Consider the following 23575-nt stretch of genomic DNA (forward strand, 5'->3'; position numbering starts at 1 on the left):
ATAACACTATAATTGATTTACACAATCTTTACTATAGAAGTAATGAGAAGGAGATAGAACTGAAAATGATTCTATTTAAATATATCATTTTCATACCTAGATTAATCTTGAAGTTGCCCCTGCTTTCCGATTGTATTATCATATTTCTAATTATATCCAATTAATTTCTTAAAGCTTAAATGATCTAGAGATATCAAAGGGAGTAATATTATTGAAATATTTTAGACCAACTAAAAAAGCTTAATTATATTAGAGCAAAATTCAGAAATATGAAAAAAATATTAGCAGTTATCACCATTTTAAGCACCTCTATGGTGCTTTCTCAATCTGTAGAGTTCAACGTGGATGAAACAGTGATTACTAATCATGAAGTTACTATCAACGGTAAGAAATTAAATTACACCGCAGAAACCGGTATGCAACCTGTTTGGGATGACCAAGGTAAGCCAATAGCTGGGATTCAGTTTACCTATTATAAAGCTGAAAATGATAAGGGAAAAAACTCAGAAGAAAAACCTCTAGTTATATCATTTAACGGCGGACCTGGTTCTGCATCAGTTTGGATGCATCTCGCATATACTGGACCTAGAATATTAAACATAAGTGATGAAGGCTTCCCTGTACAACCTTATGGTTTTAAGGAAAATCCACACAGTATTCTAGACGTTGCAGATATAGTATATGTAAATCCAGTAAATACTGGTCACTCTAGGCCTGTCTTAGACGAAAAAGGAAATTTTAATAAAAAGACTTTTTTTGGCGTTAATGCAGATATTAATTACTTGGCAGAGTGGATAAACACTTTTGTTAGCAGAAAAGATAAATGGTTAGCTCCAAAATACCTTATCGGAGAAAGCTATGGTACTACTCGAGTTTCTGGCCTAGCTAATGAGCTTCAAAATTCACACTGGATGTATATCAATGGAGTCATCCTCGTCTCTCCTACTGAGCTTGGTATCGAAAGAGATGGTCCTATAGAAGTAGCAAATAGATTACCATACTTTGCTGCTGCTGCTTGGTATCACAATAAACTAGCTCCAGAATTACAAGACAAACCAATCCTAGATATGCTAGAAGAAGTTGAAAATTTCACGATTCAGGAACTTATACCAGCTCTTACAAAAGGTGGATTTTTAGACTCTGAAAAGAAAATGAAGATTGTAGAAAAAATGTCTTATTACTCTAGTGTTGATGAGAAGGTTTTTCTACAAAACAATTTAGAAGTGCCTTTTAATACATTTTGGAAAACTCTCAAAATTGATGATGGGTATACGGTAGGAAGATTAGATTCTAGATATCTAGGATTAGATGAAAAAGAGGCAGGCACTAGACCTGATTATAATTCAGAACTAACCTCTTGGCTTCATTCCTTTACTCCTGCTATTAACCACTATATTAAAAACGAGCTTAACTATAAAACAGATTTGAAATACAATATGTTTGGCAATGTGTACCCTTGGGATAGGACGCAGAATAACAATACAGGAAAACAGTTAAGACAAGCTATGGCTCAAAACTCAAGCATGGAAGTATTGATCCAGTCTGGACTATTTGATGGCGCTACCACCTATTTCAATGCGAAGTATACAATGTGGCATATTGATGAAAGCGGAAAAATGAAGGACAGACTTCACTTCAAAACTTATGAAAGTGGTCATATGATGTATCTGAGAAAAGAGGATTTAAAAAATGCGAATGATGATATCAGAGAGTTTATAAAGAATAGCCTCCCACAGGATAATACACCGATTAAATACTAAAAGATATATTATATTTTATATGAATGCATAAAAAAAGCCTTTCAGAAGAATCTGAAAGGCTTTTTAGCTTTTACTAGTATTAAATTACTTAACAACCAAAATTCCATTCATTAATGCAACGTGACCAGGAAAGCTACAGATGTAATCGTAATTACCTTTTTCAGGAGCTTCAAAAGTAATTTCTGTTTTTTCACCACCACCAAGCATTTTAGTATGAGTTATGATTGCATTTGTATCTTCAGGAATATAATCGTTATCCTTATATTCTAAAGCTTCTTGCCCAAATTCTTGAACGTTCGTTCCCTTTTTAAGAAGTACAAAGTTATGTCCCATTGTCTCTTTGGACATTTTCCCTACGTGCTCAAAAGTTAAGACTACTTTATCTCCAGCGTTAACTACGATTTCATTCTTATTGAATTTCATCTGGTCACTACCGGTTAAATAAACTCTAGTTACACCATCTTCTTTCTCTTCTTTAGGTTCAGCTTGAGTATTTAACTTTATAGAATTATCTTTTTTCTCTTCTTTTTTGCCATCTCCACCACAACTAACCAATAGTGTTGTTGAAAGCAATAACATTAAAATCTTTTTCATAGTAATTTTTTTAAATCTTTTTTTTATCTTTTTTCAATTGGTTTTAACTCTCTATGAGTTTCACCGGTATAAACCTGTCTTGGTCTTCCAATAGGCTCTTTTTGTAGACGCATTTCTCTCCATTGAGCAATCCAACCTGGAAGCCTACCAAGAGCAAACATAACAGTAAACATATTTGTTGGTATATCCAACGCTCTGTAGATAATTCCTGAATAGAAATCTACGTTAGGGTATAACTTTCTTTTTACGAAATAATCATCTTCCAACGCTTCTTTCTCTAAACCTTTAGCTATATCCAAAACAGGTTCTTGTACTCCAAGATTATTTAAAACTTCGTCTGCTGATTTTTTAATAATCTTTGCTCTTGGATCAAAGTTTTTATAAACTCTGTGTCCAAATCCCATTAATCTAAAAGGATCTTCTTTGTCTTTTGCCTTAGACATGTACTTTTTAGTATCACCACCATCTTCTTTAATTCCTTCTAGCATATCGATAACTGCCTGATTTGCGCCACCGTGAAGTGGACCCCATAATGCAGAAACACCAGCAGAGATTGAAGCAAATAACCCAGCGTGAGAAGACCCTACAATTCTTACAGTTGATGTTGAGCAATTTTGCTCATGGTCTGCATGCAGGATCAAAAGTTTATTTAATGCCGAAGAAACAACTGGATCAACTTTATAATCTTCATTAGGTTTCTTGAACATCATTTTCAAGACATTATCGACATAATTTAAACTATTATCACCATAGTCTAATGGCTGCCCTTTAGATTTGCGTAAAGCCCAGGCACAGATAACTGGAAATTTAGCAAGTAATTTCACAATTGCCTTATACATGTCTTCCTCAGAATCAACATTTACAGATGATGGATTAAAGGCAATAAGAGCATTTGTTAAAGACGAAACTACACCCATTGGGTGTGCAGATTTTGGGAATCCGTCAAGAATTTTCTTCACATCTTCATCTACGTGAGACTCCTTCTTTATATCTGAATAGAAATTATCAAGCTCAGTCTTATTTGGTAATTCACCAAAAATCAACAAGTAAGCTACTTCAAGAAAACTAGCATTATCTGCCAAATCTTCAATAGCATAACCTCTATATCTTAATATACCTTCTTCTCCATTTAAAAAAGTAATTGCGCTTTCACAAGAACCTGTATTTTTAAACCCTCTATCCAGAGTAATAAGTCCATTGGTTGAACCTCTCAGTTTGGAAATATCTATTGCAAATTCGTCTTCACTCCCTTTTACTACTGGAAAGGAATAATCCTTACCGTCAAAACTAATTTTTGCGTCCATATATTGTATTTTTTTTCGATTTTCATTAAGTATCAAATTTACAAAAAATCGTGTTAAAAAAGCGTTAACAAACATTATGAAGAGCCTGTTAACGCCTAAGCTTACGTTAATTTAATATTTAATTTACATCTACTGCAAATAGATTACTTTTTAATTTTAAAAGCATTCATTTTTGGAAAGTACGCATTGCTGCCTAGTTCTTCTTCAATTCTGATTAATTGATTATATTTTGCCATACGATCACTTCTCGAAGCAGAGCCAGTTTTAATTTGTCCTGTAGATAGAGCTACTGCTAAATCTGCAATAGTATTGTCTTCAGTTTCACCAGATCTGTGAGACATTACAGAGGTATATCCTGCATTGTGAGCAAGATTTACAGCAGCGATAGTTTCTGTAAGTGTTCCTATTTGATTGACTTTTATCAAAATAGAGTTGGCAATGTTGTTTGTAATTCCTTTTTGCAGACGCTTCACGTTAGTAACAAAAAGATCATCTCCTACAAGCTGAACTTTATCACCGATTTTATCAGTCAATATTTTCCATCCGTCCCAATCATCTTCATCCATTCCATCTTCAATAGATATGATAGGATACTTTTCTGAAAGCTCGGCTAAGTAACTTGCCTGCTCTTCAGAAGACATAGTCTTTGCTGAATCGCCTTCAAATTTTTTGTAATTGTATTTACCATCTTCATAAAATTCAGCAGCTGCACAATCTAAGGCAATCATAACTTCATCTCCAAATTTATAACCTGCATTCTCTACTGCTAATTTTATGGAATCTAAAGCATCTTCTGTTCCCTCTAGCTTTGGAGCAAAACCTCCTTCGTCACCTACAGCTGTACTCAAATTTCTTTCTTTAAGGACCTTTTTTAAGTGATGGAAAATTTCTGTTCCCATTTTTAAAGCATGTGAAAAATCTTCTGCTTTCACTGGCATCACCATGAATTCTTGAAAAGCAATAGGAGCATCACTATGAGATCCTCCATTTATGATATTCATCATAGGAACTGGAAGCGTATTTGTTGAAACTCCTCCAATGTATCTATACAAAGGTAAATTAAGTTCGTTTGCAGCAGCTTTGGCAGCAGCTAACGAAACTCCTAAAATAGCATTTGCTCCAAGTTTAGATTTATTTTCAGTTCCATCTAGGTCAATCATTATTTGATCAATTTCAGACTGCTCAAATACGGAAATGCCTAGCAAACTATCAGCGATTGTAGTGTTTACGTTTTCTACAGCTTTGGAAACGCCTTTTCCCATATAATCCTTGCCTCCATCTCTCAACTCTACAGCCTCATGAACTCCAGTAGAAGCTCCAGAAGGAACAGCAAATCTTCCTAAAGTTCCCATTTCAGTAACTACATCAACTTCAATAGCTGGGTTACCTCTAGAATCGAAAATTTGTCTTGCGTGTATGTCTAAAATTGCACTCATATTATCTGATTTTTGGTTTATTGCAATTTACTAAATTAAAGCTTAAGTTAGTATCTTTCCTCCTCTTCTATATAGGCTTGAATTAAGCTAAAACGTTATAGCTGATTAATTTTTTATTTACTTATGTGATCAATCTCTTAAAATATCTAGTTAAAATATAAGAATACAAAAACCATCAGCACCTTACTTACGTACATTTAGTTAATATTTAAAAATAAACACTATGAAAAGTCTAAAAACACAACTACTACTAGTAATGAGTATTCTAGTAACAACATTTACTAATGCCCAAACTAAAATGGTTGGAGGTGCTGAAATGTATCCTACAAAAAATATTATTGAAAATGCAGTAAATTCAAAAGAGCATACAACACTAGTAGCTGCTATAAAAGCAGCTGAGCTTGTAGAAACGTTATCAAGTGGTGGGCCTTTTACTGTTTTTGCTCCTACAAACATAGCCTTTGGTAATCTTCCAGATGGAACGGTGGAAACACTTTTAAAACCAGAGAACAGAAAACAACTTCAGACTGTATTAACTTACCATGTCATTGCTGGTAAGTTTAGTGCAAAAGATGTTATTGAGGCTATAGAAAAAGGAAATGGAAAAGCTGAATTAAAGACTTTAAGCGGAGGAACTCTTACAGCTATGCTAGATGGTAAAAATGTAAAAATAAAAGATTCTAAAGGCAGTATAGCAACTGTAACAATCGCTGATGTTAATCAATCTAATGGTATAATCCATGTAGTTGATACTGTAATGCTTCCTTAAATAATTATTTAAAACAAATAAAAAAGTGGGCAAATGCCCACTTTTTTTATGCTTCAACTTTTAGTTTAGACATCATATCAAAAAAATCATCAAACAAATAGGTAGCATCGTTTGGTCCTGGGCCTGCTTCGGGGTGATATTGAACCGAAAAACAAGGTTTATTTTTTATATTTATTCCGGCAACTGAATCATCATTCAAATGAATATGTGAAATTTCAACTTGAGAATTATTTACTGTAGAATCTTTATCAATTGTAAATCCATGATTTTGTGAAGTTATTTCACTTTTTCCAGTTTTAAGGTTCTGAATGGGGTGATTTATACCTCGATGACCGTTATGCATCTTTAATGTAGGAATATCCATAGCTAATGCAATAATTTGATGACCTAAACAAATTCCGAATGTAGGAACCTCATTTTGAATACACTTTTTAGCAACTTCAATTGCTGAAGTTAATGGTTCAGGATCACCAGGACCATTTGAGATTAAAATACCAGTAGGGTTCCACTCCATGAGATCCTCAAAAGAAGAATTATAAGGAAAAACCTTTATAAAAGCACCCCTATCTGTTAGTCTCCTTAAGATATTTTTCTTGGTACCAAGATCTAGAACTGCGACCTTATGATCAGAAAGTTTATCTCCAAGTGTATATGGTTCTTTAGTGGATACCTTAGAGGCCAATTCAAGCCCTTTCATAGATGGATGATTGGACAATTCTTCTTTAAGGTCGTCAATATTATTTGTATCTGTAGACATTACAGCATTCATAGCACCATGCTGTCTGATGTGTGAGACAAGAGCTCTAGTATCTACATCAAAAATGACTGGCAAATGAGCATCTTCTAAAAACTTTTCTAAAGACATATCAGAGTTTACTCTAGAAGGTGTAAACGAAAAGTTTTTACAAATCAGACCGGATATTTTTACAGAATCGGATTCACTTTCATCTGAATTCACTCCGTAATTACCAATATGAGCATTTGTAGTTACCATAATTTGGCCAAAATAAGATGGATCCGTAAATATCTCCTGATAACCAGTCATGCCTGTATTAAAACAAATTTCTCCTAAACGGTTGGAATCAAAAGGTTTGGTTGTTTTGCCATGGAAAAGAGTTCCATCAGCAAGGAGAATTACTGCAGGTGTTTTTAAATTATATTTCATAAGTGTAAAAATAAAAAAAAGGATAAACTAGCTAAAGTTTACCCTTTTAATTGATTTAAATATGTGAAGTTTATTAAGCCTCATCAGTTTTAGTTTCAGAATCATTTGAAGTTTCAGTCTGGTCTTCAACTTTTACTTTTTTACCAGCTCTTCTTGTAGATTTCTTCTTAGCTTGTTTCTTGCCAGGAGTATAAACATCGTTGAAATCAACAAGTTCTATCATTGCCATTTCAGCAGCATCTCCAAGTCTGTTACCAAGCTTAATAATACGTGTATAACCACCTGGACGTTCTCCAACTTTAGGAGCAACTTCTCTAAAAAGCTCAGCTACCATATATTTGTCTTTCAATTTAGAAAAAACCAAACGACGATTATGAGTTGTATCCAATTTAGATTTAGTGATAAGTGGCTCTACAAATGTTCTTAAGGCTTTAGCCTTGGCAACTGTAGTGTTTATTCTTTTATGTTCAATTAGGGAACATGCCATGTTAGAAAGCATTGCTTTCCTATGTGAGGACGTTCTTCCTAAGTGATTAAATTTCTTTCTATGTCTCATGATTAATGTATTTTGAGCTTAACAAAAAGCTAGTCTTTGTCAAGTTTATATTTAGAAAGATCCATTCCAAAGTCTAGACCTTTATTTTCTACCAGTTCTTCTAATTCAGTAAGTGATTTTTTACCAAAGTTTCTAAACTTCATTAAATCACTTTTATTATGAGAAACCAAATCTCCTAAAGTTTCCACTTCAGCAGCTTTTAAACAATTAAGAGCTCGTACAGATAAATCTAAATCAACTAATTTAGATTTAAGTAATTGTCTCATATGAAGAGATTCTTCATCGTATGTTTCAGCTTGAGACATTTCTTCAGTTTCTAATGTTATTCTCTCATCAGAGAACAACATAAAGTGATGAATCAACGTCTTTGCAGCTTCTGTAAGTGCATCTTTAGGATGAATTGAACCATCACTGCTTATTTCGAAAATTAATTTCTCGTAATCAGTTTTTTGTTCAACCCTAAAGTTCTCTATACTATACTTTACATTTTTAATGGGAGTAAAGACTGAATCTGTGAAAATAGTACCAATAGGAGCTTTTGAAGTTTTGTTTTCTTCAGCCGGAACGTATCCTCTACCTTTTTGAACTGTAAGTTCAAGGTTAAGAGATACTTTCTTATCCATTGTACAAATTTCAAGATCTGGGTTTAATATATCGAAACCAGTAAGATATTTTTGAAAATCACCAGCTGTCATTTTTTCATTTCCAGAGAAAGAGATAGAAACAGTTTCGTTATCTACATCTTCAGCTCTTTTCTTGAATCTGATTTGCTTAAGATTTAAAATAATTTCAGTAACATCTTCAACAACTCCTTCTATTGTAGAGAATTCATGATCAACACCTTCTATTCTTACTGATGTGATTGCAAAACCTTCTAGCGATGATAACAATACTCTACGCAAAGCGTTTCCTACTGTAAGACCGTAACCTGGTTCTAATGGTCTAAATTCGAAAGTGCCTTCAAAATCGGTAGAATCAATCATGATTACCTTATCGGGCTTTTGAAAATTAAATAATGCCATAAATTTGAGTGTTGTCAGTTATTATTTAGAATACAATTCAACGATGAATTGCTCATTAATTTTTTCAGGAATCTGAGATCTTTCTGGAACATTTACAAATGTACCTTGCATTTTCTCATTATTCCAAGTCATCCATTCATGAACAGATTTACTATTTGAAAGAGATTCTTGGATTACATTAAGAGACTTAGATTTTTCTCTTATTCCAACAACATCATTTGGTTTTACTTGGTAAGATGGTATGTTTACTAACTCACCATTAACAGTAATATGCTTGTGTGATACTAATTGTCTTGCAGCACTTCTAGATGGTGCAATACCTAATCTGAAAGCCACATTGTCTAATCTTGATTCACATAATTGAAGTAAGATTTCACCAGTAATACCTGATGATCTGGTTGCTTTTTTAAACATATTACGGAATTGCTTTTCTAAAATACCGTAAGTATATTTAGCTTTTTGCTTTTCCATAAGCTGTACAGCGTACTCAGACTTTTTGCCTCTTCTTCTGTTATTCCCGTGTTGTCCGGGAGGGTAGTTTCTTTTTTCAAAAGATTTGTCGTCACCGAAAATGGATTCGCCAAATTTTCTTGCTATTTTGGTTTTAGGACCGGTATATCTTGCCATTGTTAAGTATTTATTATATCTCTATTATGAATTAAGGTCTTATCCTTCGATAATAGTAATGATTATTATTAATTAGACTCTTCTACGCTTAGGAGGTCTACATCCATTGTGAGGTATTGGTGTTACATCGATAATTTCGGTAACTTCTATACCAGAATTATGTAAAGATCTGATTGCAGATTCTCTTCCGTTACCAGGACCTTTAACATAAACTTTTACTTTACGCAATCCAGCTTCATGTGCAACTTTGCTTGCATCTTCAGCAGATAATTGTGCAGCATAAGGAGTGTTCTTTTTACTACCTCTAAAGCCCATCTTACCAGAAGATGACCAGGAAATAATATCACCATTTTTGTTTGTTAACGAAACAATGATATTATTAAAAGAGGCAGAAATATGAGCTTCGCCATATGCATCTACAACTACTTTACGCTTTTTTGTTGTTGACTTTGCCATTTTAATTATTATTTAGTTACCTTTTTCTTGTTAGCAACTGTTTTTCTTCTTCCTTTTCTAGTACGGGAGTTGTTTTTAGTTCTTTGGCCTCTCAATGGAAGTCCAGATCTATGTCTGATTCCTCTGTAACAACCAATATCCATTAATCGCTTAATGTTGATTTGTACTTCAGATCTTAACTCACCTTCTATTGTAAAGTTACCAACTGCTTCTCTTATCTTTCCGATTTGATCGTCATTCCAATCTGAAACTTTGGTACTTTCATCTACACCGGCTTCACTAAGTATTCTTTGAGCTCTGCTCTTACCGATTCCGAAGATATAGGTTAAAGCTATAACTCCGCGTTTTTGTTTTGGTATATCTACACCTGCAATTCTAGCCATAATTATCCTTGTCTTTGTTTAAATTTAGGATTCTTTTTGTTAATGACATAAAGACGTCCTTTTCTACGAACGATCTTACAATCAGCACTTCTCTTTTTTATTGATGCTCTTACTTTCATAGTAATTAATATCTATAGGTTATACGAGCCTTTGACAAATCATAAGGACTCATTTCTAATTTTACTTTATCTCCTGGTAAAAGTTTAATGTAGTGCATTCTCATCTTACCAGATATATGAGCTGTAACTATATGCTCATTTTCAAGTTCTACACGAAACATTGCATTTGACAATGCTTCAATAATAGTTCCATCTTGTTCTATCGAGGGTTGTTTTGCCATAATTATGCTACTGCTTTTCTATTTTTACCAGATTTCATTAATCCATCATAATGCCTATTCAATAAGAAAGAATTTACTTGCTGAATAGTATCTATTGCTACACCTACCATAATCAATAAAGAAGTTCCTCCAAAGAAGAGAGCCCATCCTTGTTGTACATTTAAAAGGGATACAACGATAGCTGGGAATATTGCAATTAAGGCCAAAAATACAGAACCTGGTAGTGTAATTTGTGACATGATTCTATCCAAATAATCTGATGTCTCAGCACCCGGTCTTATGCCAGGAATAAATCCACCACTTCTTTTTAAATCATCTGCCATTTTGTTTGTAGGGACTGTAATTGCTGTATAGAAATAAGTAAATACAATAATTAAAATCCCAAAGGTAAGATTATACCAAAATCCAAACATATCCTGGAAGGCGGCTGTAATTCCTTGAGCCATTTCAGTGTCAGATAATCCAGCAACTGCTGCTGGAATAAACATGATAGCTTGAGCAAAAATGATCGGCATAACACCAGAAGCATTTAGTCTCAACGGAATAAATTGTCTAGCACCTCCAACGGAAGCCTTTTCATACTTACCAGAAGCATTTTTTCTAGCATACTGAACAGGAATCTGTCTTACTGCTCTTACTAACATCACAGATGCAAGGATGATTACAAACCAAATCACTAATTCAATAAGAATTAAAATCAGTCCACCATTAGATTCAGTTACTCTAGAAATAAATTCTTGAATGAATGCCTGTGGTAATGTAGCGATAATTCCAACCATAATCAGTAATGAAATTCCATTACCAATTCCCTTATCAGTAATCTTTTCACCTAACCACATAGCAAAAATACAACCTGTAGTCAAGATAATAACAGAAGAAGCTACAAAGGTAAATGTGCTGTCCATTAAAAATGCGGATGAAGGTAAAATATTATACAAATTGATAATATAACCAGGACCCTGAACTAACGTAATAGCAATAGTTAACCACCTTGTGATTTGCGTGATTTTTTTCCTTCCACTGTCACCTTCTTTCTGAAGTTTCTGAAGATAAGGAATAGCGATTGTCATTAATTGTACAACAATAGAAGCTGAAATATAAGGCATTATTCCTAATGCAAAAACTGAAGCATTAGAAAATGCACCACCAGTGAAAGCGTTCAATAAACCAAGAATTCCACCATCAGTTTGTGATGACAAACTAGCTAATTGAGCTGCATCGATACCAGGCAAAACGATTTGGGCACCAAATCGATAAACCAATAACAAACCTAAAGTGAGAAGAATTCTATTTTTCAATTCTTCTATTTTCCAAATATTCTTTAATGTTTCAAAAAACTTCATAAGGTGATTAGTTAAATAGTGACAGCTTCTCCTCCTGCTGCTTCAATTGCAGACTTTGCAGAAGCAGAAAATTTATGAGCAGAAACTTTCAATTTTGCTTTCAATTCACCTCTACCTAAAACTTTTAGAGGTAAGTTTTTGTTGACTTGATCCATAGCATGTAAAATGCTAAAATCTACAGAATCTGAAATAGAGTTGTTGTCTACCAATTCTTGTAGACGATCTAAATTGATCGTTTGGTATTCAACTCTATTAGGATTTGTAAATCCAAATTTAGGAACACGTCTTTGCAAAGGCATTTGACCACCTTCAAATCCAATTTTTCTAGAATAACCAGAACGTGATTTTGCACCTTTATGTCCTCTACCAGCTGTACCTCCGTTACCAGTCGCCTCACCTCTACCGAGTCTTTTGCTTGTGGTTTTCACAGAACCTCTAGCAGGTTTTAAATTGTGTAATTCCATAATATTAGTTTATTTCTTGTACAGAAACTAAATGTTTAACTTTATTAATCATACCCATCAATGAATCAGATACTTCAAATTCATTTGACTGGCCGATTTTTCTCAAACCCATTGCTTCTAAAGTAAGCTTTTGGTTTTTTGGTCGCTTAATAGCGCTCTTGGTTTTTGTAACTTTAATTTTAGCCATAATAAGGGTCTTAACCATTAAATAATTTCTCGAGGGTAATTCCTCTTTGCTTAGCAATTTGTTCAGCACCTCTTAGTTTTAAAAGAGCATCAAAAGTTGCTTTCACCATATTGTGTGGGTTAGATGAACCTTGGTTCTTAGAAAGTACATCATGAACGCCAACGGATTCCAAAACCATACGAGTTGGTCCACCAGCGATAACACCAGTACCTTCAGAAGCAGGCAATAAGAAAACTCTTGCTCCACCATATTTACCTAACTGCTCATGTGGCAATGTAGATTTATATAAAGGAATTCTAACTAAGTTTTTCTTAGCATCTTCAACGGCTTTAGAAATGGCATCAGCAACCTCTTTAGATTTACCTAAACCATGGCCTACTACACCATTTTCATCACCTACAACAACAATAGCAGAAAAACCAAATGCTCTACCACCTTTTGTAACTTTTGTAACACGTTGAACACCAACTAAACGATCTTTAAGATCTAGCCCACCTGGTTTTACTGTTTCAACATTTTTATAATCTTGATACATATATTAAAATTTTAAGCCTCCTTTACGAGCACCTTCGGCTAATGATTTTACTCTACCGTGATATAAATAACCACTTCTATCAAAAGAAATTGAGTCGATTTTTTTATCTATTGCTTTCTTAGCTATAGCTTCACCAACAGCGATCGAAGCCTCAGACTTCGTTTTGTTAGCAACATCAATATCTTTATCTCTTGAAGATGCTGAAGCTAATGTAACTCCATTAACATCATCAATCAATTGCGCATAAATTTCATTGTTACTTCTGAATACAGAAAGCCTTGGCTTTTCTGGTGTTCCAGAAATTGTTTTTCTTACACGCTTGCGTATTTTAAGTCTTCTTTTTTCTTTAGAAAATCCCATAATTAAGCTGATTTACCTGCTTTTCTTCTTATATATTCACCTACGTATCTGATACCTTTTCCTTTGTACGGCTCAGGTCGTCTAAATGAACGAATTTTAGCAGCTACTTGTGAAACAAGTTGTTTGTCAAATGACGATAATTTTATAATCGGATTCTTACCTTTTTCTGAGATAGTTTCCAACTTTACTTCTGGCGCCAAATCTATAACAATGTTATGAGAAAAGCCAACTGCAATATCTAATTTTTGACCTTGATTTGAAGCTCTATAACCAACTCCAACAAGTTCTAATTCTTTAGTAAAGCCTTTGGTAACCCCCTCAATCATGTTATATACTAATGATCTATATAAACCATGCTTTGCTTTGTGCGTTTTCTTATCAGAAGGTCTTTCAAAAGTGATTTCGTTGTCTTCAATTTTGATAGTAATTTCTTGAAAAGTCTGTTTCAACTCACCAAGCTTTCCTTTAACTGTAATAGTATCATCTGTTAAATCGACTGTAACACCTTCTGGAATACTAACTGGACTATAACCTATTCTTGACATAATTTTTGTCTTTTTATATTAGTATACGTAACAAAGAATCTCACCTCCAACATGTTCTCTCTGAGCTTGTTTTCCTGTCATTACTCCTTTAGAAGTAGATACGATAGAGATTCCAAGTCCATTAAGAACTCTAGGAATTTCATCAGAACCGGAATACTTTCTCAAACCAGGCTTACTGACTCTCTGTAATTTTTTAATTACAGGATCGTTAGTAAACTTGTCATATTTTAAAGCTATTTTGATGATGCCTTGTGTATCATCATCAATAAATTTATAGCTTAAGATATAGCCTTGATCGAACAATATTTTTGTGATCTCCTTTTTTAGGTTAGAAGCCGGTATTTCTACAACTCTGTGAGTTGCTAAAACTGCGTTTCTAACTCTAGTTAAATAATCTGCAACTGGATCAATATTCATTTTATTGCATTTTTAAATTAATTACCAACTTGCTTTTTTAACCCCTGGGATAAGACCTTGATTTGCCATCTCTCTAAACATTACTCTAGAAAGGCCAAATTGTCTCATATATCCTTTTGGTCTACCTGTAAGCTTACATCGGTTATGCATTCTCACGGGAGAAGCATTCTTAGGTAGTTTTTGTAAAGCTTCAAAATCTCCAGCTTCTTTCAAAGCTTTTCTTTTCTCAGCATATTTTTCAACCATTTTCTGGCGTTTCACCTCACGGGCTTTCATTGATTCCTTTGCCATAATTATTTCTTTTTAAATGGTAATCCCATCTCTGTCAATAATGATTTTGCCTCTTGATCAGTTTGAGCTGATGTTACAAAACTTATATCCATTCCTGAGATTCTATTCACTCTATCAATGTTTATTTCAGGAAAGATAATTTGTTCAGTAATACCTAAGTTATAATTTCCTCTACCATCAAATCCATCTGGATTGATACCGTTGAAATCTCTAACTCGTGGTAATGCTGAAGTTATTAATCTATCCAAAAATTCATACATTCTATAGCCACGAAGAGTCACTTTAACACCTATCGGCATTCCCTTTCTTAATTTGAAAGAAGCAACATCCTTTTTTGACATAGTCTGAACAGCTTTCTGACCAGTAATTGTAGAAAATTCTTCAATAGAGTGATCTATTAATTTCTTATCTGCAATCGCTGCACCAACACCTCTACTCAAAACAATCTTCTTGAGTCTTGGCACTTCCATAGTATTTGAGTAACTAAACTCTTCTCGAAGAGCTGGAAGTATTTTGCTGTTATATTCCTCTTTTAATCTTGGTACGTAACTCATAATTAAATCACTTCATTTGTTTTCTTAGCAACTCTTACTTTTTTGCCATCTTCTATTTTAGTTCCAAGTCTTGTCGTTTTACCATCTTTTGTGATAAGTGAAAGATTAGAAACATGGATAGGAGCTTCTTTTTTAGTAATTCCACCTTGTGGATTTGTTGCAGAGGGCTTTTGATGTTTTGAAATCATATTGACTTCTTCAACAATGGCCTTATCTTTTTTTACAAGTATATCTAATACTTTGCCTTCTTTTCCTTTATGATCACCAGCAATTACTCTTACTTGATCACCTTTTTTAATTCTACTTCTTTTCATGATGATAGATTTAAAGCACCTCAGGTGCAAGTGAAACAATTTTCATAAACTGATTTTCACGAAGTTCTTTGGCAACTGGTCCAAATACACGTGTACCTCTCATTTCTCCTGTTGGGTTCAATAAAACACAGGCATTATCGTCGAAGCGAATGTAAGAGCCATCTGGACGTCTCACTTCTTTACTTGTTCTAACAACTACTGCTGTAGAAACAGCACCTTTCTTTATATTACCATTAGGAGTAGCTTCTTTAACGCTGACTACAACTTTATCGCCAACGGAAGCATATCTTCTATTCGTACCCCCAAGGACACGAATAACTAAAACTGATTTAGCACCAGTATTGTCTGCTACTCTTAATCTTGATTCTTGTTGTACCATAGTTATTTAGCTCTTTCAATTATATCAACCAATCTCCAGCGTTTTGTTTTGCTAAGAGGTCTTGTCTCCATAATTCTTACAGTATCACCGTCATTACAGTCATTCTTTTCATCATGCGCAACGTATTTTTTCGTTTTTAAAACGAACTTACCATACATTGGATGCTTTATCTTCTTGACTTCAGAAACGACAATGGATTTATCCATTTTGTTGCTCGTCACAACACCGATACGTTCTTTTCTTAAATTTCTTTTTTCCATTGTAAGTAGAATTAATCTAATTCTCTTTGATTGATTTCGGTAGCGATTCTCGCAATTGTTCTTCTGATTTTTTTAATTTCAGAAGGATTTTCTAAAGGAGAAAGTACATGAGTCATTTTCAAATCAGCCAATTTAGTCTGATGGTTTGTCAATTCTTCGTGCAATTCTTCTACCGAAAGCTCTTTTACTTCAGATTGTCTCATCTTTATTTATTCTTGATAATCTCTAGCGACTATAAATTTTGTTTTAACGGGTAATTTTTGGGCTGCCAATCTCAGTGCTTCTTTAGCAACAGCTTGAGGAACACCACCGATTTCAAATAAAATACGACCTGGCTGTACTACAGCTGCCCAATATTCTACTGAACCTTTACCTTTACCCATACGGACTTCAAGAGGCTTTTTGGTAATAGGCTTATCTGGAAATATCTTAATCCAGATAGAACCTTCCCTTTTCATGTAACGCGTTGCTGCGATACGTGCAGCCTCAATTTGTCTTGCAGTAACAAAAGAAGAATCTAAAGATTTGATTCCAAAAGTTCCATTTGAAAGCCTGTGACCTCTCTGCGAGACCCCTTTCATACGTCCCTTTTGCTGCTTACGAAATTTTGTTCTTTTAGGCTGTAACATTTCTTATCTTAATCTTTAATGATTATTTTCTACGACGTGCTTTAGGTCGTCTCGCTTTTCCTTTTGTCTCATTTTTAGCCAGGCCAACTAATGGAGATAACTCTCGTTTTCCATAAACTTCACCTTTCATGATCCATACCTTGATACCCAATCTACCATAAGTAGTATGAGATTCCACCAAAGCATAATCAATATCAGCTCTAAAAGTAGACAAAGGAATTCGTCCTTCTTTATAAGTTTCAACACGAGCCATTTCAGCTCCGTTTAAACGTCCGGATACCTGAATCTTAATTCCCTCAGCATTCATTCTCATAGCTGCCGCAATTGCCATTTTTGTAGCTCTTCTATAAGAAATCCTGTTTTCAACTTGTCTTGCCACACTGGTAGCTACAAGATGCGCATCTAATTCGGGTCTTTTGATTTCAAAAATATTTACCTGAACTTCCTTATCCGTAATTTTTTTAAGCTCTTCTTTCAACTTGTCTACCTCTTGGCCACCTTTCCCGATAATAATACCAGGTCTGGCAGTAGTGATAGTAACGGTTACAAGTTTAAGCGTACGCTCAATAATTACGCGCGAAACACTAGCTTTAGTTAAACGTGCATGGATATACTTTCTAATCTTGTGATCTTCCGCAAGATTATCACCGTAATCGTTTCCTCCGTACCAGTTGGATTCCCATCCTTTAATGATACCAAGTCTATTACCGATTGGATTTGTTTTTTGTCCCATAGTCTATCTAGCTTTCAGTGTTATTTTTTTCTCCTAGTATAAGAGTGACGTGATTAGAACGCTTACGTATTCTGTGAGCACGACCTTGTGGTGCTGGACGTAGGCGTTTTAACATGCTGCCACTATCAACTTTAATCTCTTTTACAAAAACTCCAGCCTGCTCTATATCAGAATCTTCATTCTTAGCTTGCCAGTTTGCAATAGCAGAAAGAACTAATTTCTCCAATCTACCAGAGGCAACTTTTGTACTAAACTTTAATATTTGCAAGGCATGACCAACATCCTTACCTCTCACCAAATCAGCAACAAGTCTCATTTTACGTGGAGATGTTGGACAGTTGTTCAATTTTGCAATAGCAAGTTGACTTTTCTGTTCCTTGAGCATTTCTGCTCTATTTCTTTTTCTTACTCCCATTGTTCAATTATTTTTTTCCTTTATTCTTGGAACCTTGGTGACCTCTGAAAGTACGCGTTGGAGAAAATTCTCCAAGCTTATGTCCTACCATGTTTTCTGTCACAAAAACAGGTACGAATTGTCTTCCATTATGAACTCCAAATGTTTGACCAACGAAATCAGGAGTAATGGTGGATGCTCTAGACCATGTCTTGATTACAGATTTTTTTCCTGAATCAAGGTTTAAAGCAACTTTTTTATCTAATTTATAATGGACAAAAGGTCCTTTCTTTAATGAACGTGCCATATCTTATTTCTTTTTACGCTCTATGATGTGCTTATTACTAGACTTCGTCTTAGAACGTGTTTTATAACCTTTAGCAGGTATACCATTTCTTGATCTAGGGTGACCTCCAGAAGACTTACCTTCTCCACCACCCATTGGGTGATCGACAGGGTTCATCACAACAGGCCTTGTCCTTGGCCTTCTTCCCAACCATCTGCTTCTACCAGCTTTACCTGATATAGTTAACTGATGATCACTATTTGATACTGCACCTACTGTAGCAATACAAGAGGATAATACCATTCTAGTTTCTCCAGAAGGCAACTTAATAGTTACATATTTACCGTCTTTAGCCATAAGCTGAGCAAATGTACCAGCACTTCTAGCCATCACAGCACCTTGCTCAGGTCTTAACTCAACACAGGAAATTATAGTTCCAAAAGGAATTTCAGACAAAGGCATTGCATTACCTATTTCAGTAGGAACCTGTGAAGATCCCGAAACAATTTTTTGTCCAACTTTAATTCCGCTAGGCGCAATAATATAACTCTTTTCGCCGTCTTCATACTGAAGCAGAGCGATAAATGCTGTTCTATTAGGATCATACTCTACAGTCAAAACTTCAGCTTGAATATCTTTCTTATTCCTTTTAAAGTCTATAATTCTGTAACGTTTCTTATGACCACCACCAATATAGCGCATGGTCATCTTACCTTGATTATTTCGTCCACCTGAACGTTTGCGGGAAGCAAGCAAAGATTTCTCTGGCTTACTGGCAGTAATAGCATCGAAGCCATTAGCTACTTTAAATCGCTGTCCTGGTGTATTTGGTTTTAGTTTTTTAACCGACATGTTTTAAGCTTATAGATTACTATACAAATCAATTGTTTCTCCTTCAGCTACTTTAATTATAGCTTTTTTGTACGCTGATGTTTTACCCGTCACCATTCCCGTTTTTGTATAACGAGACTTGATTTTTGGAATAACATTCAATGTGCGAACTCCTTCTACCGTAACGCCATAAGCAGACTCAACAGCCTCCTTAATTTGGATTTTGTTGGCATTACGATCTACTACAAATGAAAAAGCATTTCTTAATTCGCTTTCATTTGTTGCTTTCTCTGTAATAATTGGTTTTACCAAAATGCTCATAGCTACTATTTGTTGAGATTATTTTGTAATTCTTCTAATCTGCTTTCAGTAATTAATAAAACGTTGCTATTTAAAATATTGTAAGTGTTTAATTCTGAGACATTTACAACTTTAGCAGATTTCAAATTACGGGACGACAAATATACGTTTTTATTCGACTCATCCAAGACAAGTAAAGATTTTTTGTCTCTAATGTTCAGATTATCAAGAACATTAATAAATTCCTTTGTTTTAGGAGTATCAAAACCGAAATCCTCAACAATCATCAACTGATTATTTTTCAGTTTTTGAGACAAAACAGTCTTTCTAGCTAATCTCTTCAACTTCTTATTCAGTTTGAAATGATAATCTCTTGGTCTAGGACCAAAAACTCTACCACCACCCTTAAAAATTGGAGATTTTATACTACCAGCACGCGCCGTACCAGTACCTTTTTGCTTCTTTATCTTTCTTGTACTACCAACAATCTCAGCTCTTTCTTTAGCCTTGTGAGTTCCTTGACGTTTATTAGCTAAATGCTGTTTTACATCAAGATACACTACGTGATCATTAGGTTCCAATCCAAAAACAGATTCAGAAAGTTCTACCTCTCTACCTGTTTCTTTTCCTTTTATATCTAAAACTGATACTTTCATTACTTCTGAATAGTTACATAAGTGTTATTATGCCCTGGAACACATCCCTTGATTACAATCAAGTTCTTTTCCGGAACAACTTTCAACACTCTTAGATTTTGAACTTTTACTTTTTCACTTCCCATTTGTCCACCCATTTTCATTCCTTTGAAAATACGGGCTGGATATGAGGCAGCACCAACAGAACCAGGAGCTCTCAACATACTTTGTTGTCCGTGAGTTCTCTCAGAACCTGCAAAGCCGTGGCGTTTTACAACACCCTGGAATCCCTTACCTTTAGATGTAGCACTTACGTCTACAAATTCATTTTCTTTAAATAAGTCTACAGTGATTTCATCACCTAACTTATACTCTTCTTTAAATCCTTGGAATTCCATGACTCGTCTTTTGACAGAAGTACCAGCTTTCTTAAAGTGACCTAAGTCTGCTTTAGTGGCATTTTTGTCTGATTTGTCATCGAAACCAAGTTGAAGCGCTTCATACCCGTCAACCTCGTTGGTTCTGACTTGGGTAACTACACATGGACCAGCCTCTATCACAGTACACGGAATGTTTTTTCCGTTCTCGTCGAAGAGACTTGTCATGCCGATTTTTTTTCCTATTAACCCAGACATAATTAATTTTTGATTATTACTATTTATTTAAAAAAAATTCAGGACAAAAAATACGTTGCCCTGAATGTATTTTTCTTCCGTTTTTCCCTCGTCAAATGCTCGGGACATGTCTATTCTCAGCTCGTGAGAATTTTATTGAGGTTCCCGTTTTCACGGGAACCTACTTATACTTTAATCTCTACTTCTACTCCACTTGGTAATTCAAGCTTCATCAACGCATCAATCGTTTTTGATGAAGAGCTATAGATATCCAATAATCTCTTGAAAGAGTCTAATTGAAATTGCTCTCTAGCTTTTTTGTTGACGTGAGGAGATCTCAATACAGTAAAGATTTTACGCTTTGTTGGTAATGGTATTGGACCAGTTACAACAGCACCTGTAGTCTTCACCGTCTTTACAATCTTCTCAGCAGACTTGTCTACCAGGTTGTAGTCGTATGATTTTAGTTTAATTCTTATCTTTTGACTCATAATAAGCTCTAATTATTCGTTTAAACCTTTAGCACTTTTGATTACTTTTTCAGAAATACTTGCAGGTGTTTCTTCAAATTTTAAAAATTCCATTGTTGATGTTGCTCTACCTGAAGACAATGTTCTTAAAGTAGTCACATAACCAAACATTTCTGAAAGTGGCACATCTGCTTTGATGATTTTCGCACCAGATCTGTCTGACATGTTATTCACCTGACCTCTTCTTCTGTTTAAGTCACCAACGATATCACCCATGTTTTCTTCTGGAGTTACCACTTCAACTTTCATAATCGGCTCAAGTACTATTGCACCTGCGCTTTTAGCGGCTGATTTAAAACCTAATTTAGCAGCAAGCTCGAAAGATAGTTGGTCAGAATCCACAGGGTGGAAAGATCCATCCTTAAGAGTTACTTTCAACGTATCCATTCTAAATCCAGCTAAAGGTCCGTTTTTCATAGCTTCCTGAAAACCTTTCTCTACTGAAGGAACAAATTCCTTTGGAATTCTACCCCCTTTAATCTGGTCGACAAATTGCAATCCTGGTCCTTCAAAATCTTCATCTACAGGTCCCATTTCGAAAACAATATCAGCAAACTTACCACGACCACCAGATTGTTTCTTATAAACTTCTCTGATTTCTGCAGTTTTCGTTACAGCTTCTTTGTACTCTACTTGTGGTTCACCTTCGTTAACTTCAACCTTAAATTCACGCTTTAAACGATCTACTAAGATTTCAATATGAAGTTCTCCCATACCAGAAATAATTGTCTGTCCAGAAACTTCATCAGTTTTAACCTGGAATGTAGGATCTTCTTCTGCTAATTTACCAAGTGCAACACCTAGTTTCTCAACGTCAGCTTTAGTCTTTGGCTCTACAGCAATACCAATTACCGGCTCTGGGAAAGACATAGATTCCAAAACAATTGGATTTTTCAAATCTGTAAGAGTATCTCCAGTTTTGATATCTTTAAACCCAACTGCAGCACCGATATCTCCAGCCTCAATAAATTCTATAGGCTCTTGCTTGTTAGAGTGCATTTGATACATTCTGGAAATACGTTCTTTTTTACCTGAACGGTTATTCAAAACATAAGAACCAGCTTCCAATCTACCAGAATACGTTCTAAAGAAAGCTAGACGACCTACGAAAGGATCTGTAGCGATCTTAAATGCTAAAGCAGAAAATGGAGAGTCAACATGTGGCTTTCTTGTTTCTACTTCGCCAGTTTCAGGATTTTCTCCTTCAATAGCTTCTACATCTACTGGAGAAGGCAAATATCTCATTACTGCGTCAAGCATAGCCTGAACACCTTTATTTTTAAATGCAGAACCACACATCATCGGTATAATAGACATGTCGATAGTTGCTGCTCTTAAAGCTGCAATTATCTCATCTTCAGTAATGGAATCTTCATCTTCGAAGAATTTCTCCATCAATTGCTCATCATATTCAGCAACTGCTTCCACCAATTCAGTTCTATACTTTGTAACATCAGCTTCTAATTCAGCTGGAATATCAATTTCTTCATAAGTCATCCCGAAATCTTCTTCATTCCAGATGATAGCTTTTTTAGAAATTAAATCCACAACTCCTTTGAAGTCGATCTCATCTCCAATTGGAACCTGAAGAGGTACTGGGTTCCCACCCAACATTTCTCTTACCTGGTTACATACATTGAAGAAATTCGCACCTTGTCTGTCCATTTTATTAACGAACCCAAGACGTGGAACTTTATATTTATCAGCTTGTCTCCAAACCGTTTCTGATTGTGGCTCAACACCATCAACAGCACTAAACAAAGCAACGACACCATCAAGTACTCTTAAAGAACGCTCAACTTCAACAGTGAAGTCAACGTGACCCGGAGTATCGATAATATTCACAATATATTCATGATCTCTATAAGGCCATGTACAATGTGTTGCAGCAGAAGTAATAGTAATACCTCTTTCCTGCTCTTGCTCCATCCAGTCCATTGTGGCAGCACCATCATGAACTTCTCCTATTTTGTGACTTATACCAGTATAATAAAGAATACGCTCTGTAGTTGTTGTTTTACCAGCATCAATGTGAGCAGCGATTCCTATATTTCTAGTAAATTTTAAATCTCTTTGTGCCATTATTTAGAATCTAAAATGTGAAAATGCTTTGTTGGCTTCAGCCATCTTGTGCGTATCTAATCTTTTCTTAACGGCTGCACCTTCTTCTTTTGCAGCTGCCATGGATTCTCCAGCAAGTTTTGCTGCCATGGTTTTTTCATTTCGCTTTCTAGAATAACTAATCAACCACTTCATAGCTGTTGATATCTTTCTATCTGGACGAATTTGCGAAGGAATTTGGAATGTTGCTCCACCTACTCGTCTACTTCTCACTTCAACGTGCGGCATAACATTAGATAATCCTTCTTTCCAAATTTCTAGAGCGGTTTTCTCATCATCTTGCTTTTTCTCTTCTATGATATCCATCGCATCATAAAATATTTTAAAAGCAATTGATTTTTTACCGTCCCACATCATCATGTTGACGAATCTTGTTACTAACTGATCATTAAACCTTGGATCTGGAAGTATGGGACGTTTTTTGGCCTGTCTTTTTCTCAT

Annotated in this window: 37 protein-coding genes; 2 read left to right on the forward strand and 35 right to left on the reverse strand. The window is 35.0% G+C overall.

Annotation, left to right across the window (positions count from 1 at the left end):
• Nucleotides 1–269: 269 nt before the first annotated feature.
• Entirely contained in the window at nt 270–1760 is a 1491-nt protein-coding gene (locus ACFQ0R_RS08785; protein ID WP_379657999.1) for a S10 family peptidase, read from the forward strand.
• 84 nt (nt 1761–1844) lie between these two features.
• On the opposite strand, the gene azu is transcribed toward ACFQ0R_RS08785, so the two are convergent.
• The 3 genes from azu to eno all read right to left on the reverse strand — a co-directional run bounded on the left by azu (nt 1845) and on the right by eno (nt 5094).
• Complete coding sequence (gene azu / locus ACFQ0R_RS08790; protein WP_379658000.1) at nt 1845–2354, reverse strand: azurin; 510 nt, start codon at nt 2352–2354, stop codon at nt 1845–1847.
• 23 nt (nt 2355–2377) lie between these two features.
• Nucleotides 2378–3658, reverse strand: coding sequence for a citrate synthase (locus ACFQ0R_RS08795; protein WP_379658001.1), 1281 nt, complete (start codon nt 3656–3658; stop codon nt 2378–2380).
• Between the two features lie 143 nt (nt 3659–3801).
• Nucleotides 3802–5094 (reverse strand): phosphopyruvate hydratase, encoded by a 1293-nt coding sequence (eno, locus tag ACFQ0R_RS08800; protein ID WP_379658002.1) that lies wholly within the window; start codon nt 5092–5094, stop codon nt 3802–3804.
• Between the two features lie 223 nt (nt 5095–5317).
• Between eno and ACFQ0R_RS08805 the strand changes: the two genes are divergently transcribed.
• Nucleotides 5318–5863, forward strand: coding sequence for a fasciclin domain-containing protein (locus ACFQ0R_RS08805; RefSeq protein WP_379658003.1), 546 nt, complete (start codon nt 5318–5320; stop codon nt 5861–5863).
• Between the two features lie 46 nt (nt 5864–5909).
• Here the strand turns inward: ACFQ0R_RS08805 and carA are convergent, their stop codons facing one another.
• The 32 genes from carA to rpsG form a co-directional block, all read right to left on the reverse strand.
• The gene (gene carA / locus ACFQ0R_RS08810; RefSeq protein ID WP_379658004.1) at nt 5910–7028 is read right to left on the reverse strand and encodes a glutamine-hydrolyzing carbamoyl-phosphate synthase small subunit; all 1119 of its coding nucleotides are present in this window, start codon (nt 7026–7028) and stop codon (nt 5910–5912) included.
• 73 nt (nt 7029–7101) lie between these two features.
• Entirely contained in the window at nt 7102–7584 is a 483-nt protein-coding gene (gene rplQ / locus ACFQ0R_RS08815; RefSeq protein ID WP_379658005.1) for a 50S ribosomal protein L17, read from the reverse strand.
• Between the two features lie 29 nt (nt 7585–7613).
• Nucleotides 7614–8606 carry a DNA-directed RNA polymerase subunit alpha gene (locus ACFQ0R_RS08820; RefSeq protein ID WP_224459841.1) on the reverse strand — a complete coding sequence of 331 codons (993 nt, stop codon included), beginning with the start codon at nt 8604–8606 and terminating at the stop codon, nt 7614–7616.
• Between the two features lie 21 nt (nt 8607–8627).
• On the reverse strand, nt 8628–9233 hold the full coding sequence (rpsD, locus tag ACFQ0R_RS08825) for a 30S ribosomal protein S4 (protein ID WP_379658006.1): 606 nt from the start codon (nt 9231–9233) through the stop codon (nt 8628–8630).
• Between the two features lie 72 nt (nt 9234–9305).
• Entirely contained in the window at nt 9306–9689 is a 384-nt protein-coding gene (gene rpsK, locus ACFQ0R_RS08830) for a 30S ribosomal protein S11 (protein WP_093364575.1), read from the reverse strand.
• A gap of 8 nt (nt 9690–9697) precedes the next feature.
• Nucleotides 9698–10072 (reverse strand): 30S ribosomal protein S13, encoded by a 375-nt coding sequence (gene rpsM / locus ACFQ0R_RS08835; protein WP_379658007.1) that lies wholly within the window; start codon nt 10070–10072, stop codon nt 9698–9700.
• 2 nt (nt 10073–10074) lie between these two features.
• Nucleotides 10075–10191: a type B 50S ribosomal protein L36 gene (ykgO, locus tag ACFQ0R_RS08840; RefSeq protein WP_015361145.1), complete on the reverse strand. Its 117-nt coding sequence runs from the start codon at nt 10189–10191 to the stop codon at nt 10075–10077.
• Between the two features lie 5 nt (nt 10192–10196).
• Entirely contained in the window at nt 10197–10412 is a 216-nt protein-coding gene (gene infA, locus ACFQ0R_RS08845) for a translation initiation factor IF-1 (RefSeq protein ID WP_093364570.1), read from the reverse strand.
• A 2-nt stretch (nt 10413–10414) separates the two neighbouring features.
• Complete coding sequence (secY, locus tag ACFQ0R_RS08850; RefSeq protein WP_379658008.1) at nt 10415–11755, reverse strand: preprotein translocase subunit SecY; 1341 nt, start codon at nt 11753–11755, stop codon at nt 10415–10417.
• Between the two features lie 11 nt (nt 11756–11766).
• A complete protein-coding gene (gene rplO, locus ACFQ0R_RS08855) occupies nt 11767–12219 on the reverse strand; it encodes a 50S ribosomal protein L15 (RefSeq protein WP_379658009.1) in 453 nt (150 codons plus the stop codon).
• Nucleotides 12220–12223: 4 nt separating this feature from the next.
• Complete coding sequence (rpmD, locus tag ACFQ0R_RS08860; RefSeq protein ID WP_093364563.1) at nt 12224–12406, reverse strand: 50S ribosomal protein L30; 183 nt, start codon at nt 12404–12406, stop codon at nt 12224–12226.
• Between the two features lie 10 nt (nt 12407–12416).
• Nucleotides 12417–12941, reverse strand: a complete 525-nt coding sequence (gene rpsE, locus ACFQ0R_RS08865) for a 30S ribosomal protein S5 (protein ID WP_379658010.1) — start codon at nt 12939–12941, stop codon at nt 12417–12419.
• 3 nt (nt 12942–12944) lie between these two features.
• A complete protein-coding gene (gene rplR / locus ACFQ0R_RS08870) occupies nt 12945–13301 on the reverse strand; it encodes a 50S ribosomal protein L18 (RefSeq protein WP_379658011.1) in 357 nt (118 codons plus the stop codon).
• A 2-nt stretch (nt 13302–13303) separates the two neighbouring features.
• The gene (rplF, locus tag ACFQ0R_RS08875) at nt 13304–13846 is read right to left on the reverse strand and encodes a 50S ribosomal protein L6 (protein ID WP_379658012.1); all 543 of its coding nucleotides are present in this window, start codon (nt 13844–13846) and stop codon (nt 13304–13306) included.
• A gap of 18 nt (nt 13847–13864) precedes the next feature.
• Complete coding sequence (gene rpsH / locus ACFQ0R_RS08880) at nt 13865–14263, reverse strand: 30S ribosomal protein S8 (RefSeq protein ID WP_379658013.1); 399 nt, start codon at nt 14261–14263, stop codon at nt 13865–13867.
• A gap of 21 nt (nt 14264–14284) precedes the next feature.
• Complete coding sequence (rpsN, locus tag ACFQ0R_RS08885) at nt 14285–14554, reverse strand: 30S ribosomal protein S14 (RefSeq protein ID WP_224487569.1); 270 nt, start codon at nt 14552–14554, stop codon at nt 14285–14287.
• A gap of 2 nt (nt 14555–14556) precedes the next feature.
• On the reverse strand, nt 14557–15108 hold the full coding sequence (gene rplE / locus ACFQ0R_RS08890) for a 50S ribosomal protein L5 (protein ID WP_379658014.1): 552 nt from the start codon (nt 15106–15108) through the stop codon (nt 14557–14559).
• 2 nt (nt 15109–15110) lie between these two features.
• Nucleotides 15111–15422 carry a 50S ribosomal protein L24 gene (rplX, locus tag ACFQ0R_RS08895; protein WP_224459850.1) on the reverse strand — a complete coding sequence of 104 codons (312 nt, stop codon included), beginning with the start codon at nt 15420–15422 and terminating at the stop codon, nt 15111–15113.
• Between the two features lie 10 nt (nt 15423–15432).
• The gene (rplN, locus tag ACFQ0R_RS08900) at nt 15433–15801 is read right to left on the reverse strand and encodes a 50S ribosomal protein L14 (RefSeq protein ID WP_019039498.1); all 369 of its coding nucleotides are present in this window, start codon (nt 15799–15801) and stop codon (nt 15433–15435) included.
• Between the two features lie 2 nt (nt 15802–15803).
• Entirely contained in the window at nt 15804–16061 is a 258-nt protein-coding gene (gene rpsQ / locus ACFQ0R_RS08905) for a 30S ribosomal protein S17 (RefSeq protein ID WP_019039497.1), read from the reverse strand.
• 11 nt (nt 16062–16072) lie between these two features.
• Complete coding sequence (rpmC, locus tag ACFQ0R_RS08910) at nt 16073–16264, reverse strand: 50S ribosomal protein L29 (RefSeq protein WP_379658015.1); 192 nt, start codon at nt 16262–16264, stop codon at nt 16073–16075.
• A gap of 6 nt (nt 16265–16270) precedes the next feature.
• Nucleotides 16271–16690 carry a 50S ribosomal protein L16 gene (rplP, locus tag ACFQ0R_RS08915; protein WP_224453483.1) on the reverse strand — a complete coding sequence of 140 codons (420 nt, stop codon included), beginning with the start codon at nt 16688–16690 and terminating at the stop codon, nt 16271–16273.
• Between the two features lie 22 nt (nt 16691–16712).
• Entirely contained in the window at nt 16713–17423 is a 711-nt protein-coding gene (rpsC, locus tag ACFQ0R_RS08920; protein ID WP_379658016.1) for a 30S ribosomal protein S3, read from the reverse strand.
• 7 nt (nt 17424–17430) lie between these two features.
• A complete protein-coding gene (rplV, locus tag ACFQ0R_RS08925) occupies nt 17431–17838 on the reverse strand; it encodes a 50S ribosomal protein L22 (protein WP_379658017.1) in 408 nt (135 codons plus the stop codon).
• Nucleotides 17839–17845: 7 nt separating this feature from the next.
• Nucleotides 17846–18124, reverse strand: coding sequence for a 30S ribosomal protein S19 (gene rpsS / locus ACFQ0R_RS08930; RefSeq protein WP_379658018.1), 279 nt, complete (start codon nt 18122–18124; stop codon nt 17846–17848).
• 3 nt (nt 18125–18127) lie between these two features.
• Nucleotides 18128–18955 carry a 50S ribosomal protein L2 gene (gene rplB / locus ACFQ0R_RS08935; RefSeq protein WP_379658019.1) on the reverse strand — a complete coding sequence of 276 codons (828 nt, stop codon included), beginning with the start codon at nt 18953–18955 and terminating at the stop codon, nt 18128–18130.
• Nucleotides 18956–18964: 9 nt separating this feature from the next.
• Entirely contained in the window at nt 18965–19255 is a 291-nt protein-coding gene (rplW, locus tag ACFQ0R_RS08940; protein WP_379658020.1) for a 50S ribosomal protein L23, read from the reverse strand.
• A gap of 5 nt (nt 19256–19260) precedes the next feature.
• Nucleotides 19261–19890 (reverse strand): 50S ribosomal protein L4, encoded by a 630-nt coding sequence (gene rplD / locus ACFQ0R_RS08945; RefSeq protein ID WP_379658021.1) that lies wholly within the window; start codon nt 19888–19890, stop codon nt 19261–19263.
• Entirely contained in the window at nt 19890–20504 is a 615-nt protein-coding gene (gene rplC / locus ACFQ0R_RS08950; protein WP_379658022.1) for a 50S ribosomal protein L3, read from the reverse strand. The genes rplD and rplC overlap by 1 nt, the downstream gene beginning before the upstream one ends.
• Before the next feature lie 164 nt (nt 20505–20668).
• The gene (gene rpsJ, locus ACFQ0R_RS08955; protein WP_019039487.1) at nt 20669–20974 is read right to left on the reverse strand and encodes a 30S ribosomal protein S10; all 306 of its coding nucleotides are present in this window, start codon (nt 20972–20974) and stop codon (nt 20669–20671) included.
• A gap of 12 nt (nt 20975–20986) precedes the next feature.
• Nucleotides 20987–23095: an elongation factor G gene (gene fusA, locus ACFQ0R_RS08960; RefSeq protein WP_379658023.1), complete on the reverse strand. Its 2109-nt coding sequence runs from the start codon at nt 23093–23095 to the stop codon at nt 20987–20989.
• Nucleotides 23096–23098: 3 nt separating this feature from the next.
• On the reverse strand, nt 23099–23575 hold the full coding sequence (rpsG, locus tag ACFQ0R_RS08965) for a 30S ribosomal protein S7 (RefSeq protein ID WP_379658024.1): 477 nt from the start codon (nt 23573–23575) through the stop codon (nt 23099–23101).

Origin of the sequence: Psychroflexus salinarum (assembly GCF_042677225.1) — a bacterium.
Taxonomy (GTDB): Bacteria; Bacteroidota; Bacteroidia; order Flavobacteriales; family Flavobacteriaceae; genus Psychroflexus; species Psychroflexus salinarum.

What these genes read in the sequence shown, in the direction of transcription:
- rplP (WP_224453483.1), bottom strand. Translation starts at nt 16,690, where the DNA reads ATGTTACAGCCTAAAAGAACAAAATTTCGTAAGCAGCAAAAGGGACGT.
- rplF (WP_379658012.1), bottom strand. Translation starts at nt 13,846, where the DNA reads ATGTCAAGAATAGGTTATAGTCCAGTTAGTATTCCAGAAGGTGTTACA.
- ykgO (WP_015361145.1), bottom strand. Translation starts at nt 10,191, where the DNA reads ATGAAAGTAAGAGCATCAATAAAAAAGAGAAGTGCTGATTGTAAGATC.
- rpmC (WP_379658015.1), bottom strand. Translation starts at nt 16,264, where the DNA reads ATGAGACAATCTGAAGTAAAAGAGCTTTCGGTAGAAGAATTGCACGAA.
- rplC (WP_379658022.1), bottom strand. Translation starts at nt 20,504, where the DNA reads ATGTCTGGGTTAATAGGAAAAAAAATCGGCATGACAAGTCTCTTCGAC.
- carA (WP_379658004.1), bottom strand. Translation starts at nt 7,028, where the DNA reads ATGAAATATAATTTAAAAACACCTGCAGTAATTCTCCTTGCTGATGGA.
- rplB (WP_379658019.1), bottom strand. Translation starts at nt 18,955, where the DNA reads ATGTCGGTTAAAAAACTAAAACCAAATACACCAGGACAGCGATTTAAA.
- rpsH (WP_379658013.1), bottom strand. Translation starts at nt 14,263, where the DNA reads ATGAATATTGATCCAGTTGCAGATTATTTAACTAGAGTTAGAAACGCA.
- rplQ (WP_379658005.1), bottom strand. Translation starts at nt 7,584, where the DNA reads ATGAGACATAGAAAGAAATTTAATCACTTAGGAAGAACGTCCTCACAT.
- rpsQ (WP_019039497.1), bottom strand. Translation starts at nt 16,061, where the DNA reads ATGGAAAAAAGAAATTTAAGAAAAGAACGTATCGGTGTTGTGACGAGC.
- rplD (WP_379658021.1), bottom strand. Translation starts at nt 19,890, where the DNA reads ATGAAAGTATCAGTTTTAGATATAAAAGGAAAAGAAACAGGTAGAGAG.
- eno (WP_379658002.1), bottom strand. Translation starts at nt 5,094, where the DNA reads ATGAGTGCAATTTTAGACATACACGCAAGACAAATTTTCGATTCTAGA.
- rpsM (WP_379658007.1), bottom strand. Translation starts at nt 10,072, where the DNA reads ATGGCTAGAATTGCAGGTGTAGATATACCAAAACAAAAACGCGGAGTT.
- rplV (WP_379658017.1), bottom strand. Translation starts at nt 17,838, where the DNA reads ATGGGAGTAAGAAAAAGAAATAGAGCAGAAATGCTCAAGGAACAGAAA.
- rpsE (WP_379658010.1), bottom strand. Translation starts at nt 12,941, where the DNA reads ATGTATCAAGATTATAAAAATGTTGAAACAGTAAAACCAGGTGGGCTA.
- ACFQ0R_RS08820 (WP_224459841.1), bottom strand. Translation starts at nt 8,606, where the DNA reads ATGGCATTATTTAATTTTCAAAAGCCCGATAAGGTAATCATGATTGAT.
- ACFQ0R_RS08795 (WP_379658001.1), bottom strand. Translation starts at nt 3,658, where the DNA reads ATGGACGCAAAAATTAGTTTTGACGGTAAGGATTATTCCTTTCCAGTA.
- azu (WP_379658000.1), bottom strand. Translation starts at nt 2,354, where the DNA reads ATGAAAAAGATTTTAATGTTATTGCTTTCAACAACACTATTGGTTAGT.
- rpsD (WP_379658006.1), bottom strand. Translation starts at nt 9,233, where the DNA reads ATGGCAAGATATACCGGTCCTAAAACCAAAATAGCAAGAAAATTTGGC.
- rplN (WP_019039498.1), bottom strand. Translation starts at nt 15,801, where the DNA reads ATGGTACAACAAGAATCAAGATTAAGAGTAGCAGACAATACTGGTGCT.
- rpmD (WP_093364563.1), bottom strand. Translation starts at nt 12,406, where the DNA reads ATGGCTAAAATTAAAGTTACAAAAACCAAGAGCGCTATTAAGCGACCA.
- rpsS (WP_379658018.1), bottom strand. Translation starts at nt 18,124, where the DNA reads ATGGCACGTTCATTAAAGAAAGGACCTTTTGTCCATTATAAATTAGAT.
- rpsC (WP_379658016.1), bottom strand. Translation starts at nt 17,423, where the DNA reads ATGGGACAAAAAACAAATCCAATCGGTAATAGACTTGGTATCATTAAA.
- rplW (WP_379658020.1), bottom strand. Translation starts at nt 19,255, where the DNA reads ATGAGCATTTTGGTAAAACCAATTATTACAGAGAAAGCAACAAATGAA.
- rpsJ (WP_019039487.1), bottom strand. Translation starts at nt 20,974, where the DNA reads ATGAGTCAAAAGATAAGAATTAAACTAAAATCATACGACTACAACCTG.
- rpsN (WP_224487569.1), bottom strand. Translation starts at nt 14,554, where the DNA reads ATGGCAAAGGAATCAATGAAAGCCCGTGAGGTGAAACGCCAGAAAATG.
- rplE (WP_379658014.1), bottom strand. Translation starts at nt 15,108, where the DNA reads ATGAGTTACGTACCAAGATTAAAAGAGGAATATAACAGCAAAATACTT.
- ACFQ0R_RS08785 (WP_379657999.1), top strand. Translation starts at nt 270, where the DNA reads ATGAAAAAAATATTAGCAGTTATCACCATTTTAAGCACCTCTATGGTG.
- fusA (WP_379658023.1), bottom strand. Translation starts at nt 23,095, where the DNA reads ATGGCACAAAGAGATTTAAAATTTACTAGAAATATAGGAATCGCTGCT.
- rpsK (WP_093364575.1), bottom strand. Translation starts at nt 9,689, where the DNA reads ATGGCAAAGTCAACAACAAAAAAGCGTAAAGTAGTTGTAGATGCATAT.
- rplX (WP_224459850.1), bottom strand. Translation starts at nt 15,422, where the DNA reads ATGAAAAGAAGTAGAATTAAAAAAGGTGATCAAGTAAGAGTAATTGCT.
- secY (WP_379658008.1), bottom strand. Translation starts at nt 11,755, where the DNA reads ATGAAGTTTTTTGAAACATTAAAGAATATTTGGAAAATAGAAGAATTG.
- rplR (WP_379658011.1), bottom strand. Translation starts at nt 13,301, where the DNA reads ATGGGATTTTCTAAAGAAAAAAGAAGACTTAAAATACGCAAGCGTGTA.
- ACFQ0R_RS08805 (WP_379658003.1), top strand. Translation starts at nt 5,318, where the DNA reads ATGAAAAGTCTAAAAACACAACTACTACTAGTAATGAGTATTCTAGTA.
- rpsG (WP_379658024.1), bottom strand. Translation starts at nt 23,575, where the DNA reads ATGAGAAAAAGACAGGCCAAAAAACGTCCCATACTTCCAGATCCAAGG.
- infA (WP_093364570.1), bottom strand. Translation starts at nt 10,412, where the DNA reads ATGGCAAAACAACCCTCGATAGAACAAGATGGAACTATTATTGAAGCA.
- rplO (WP_379658009.1), bottom strand. Translation starts at nt 12,219, where the DNA reads ATGGAATTACACAATTTAAAACCTGCTAGAGGTTCTGTGAAAACCACA.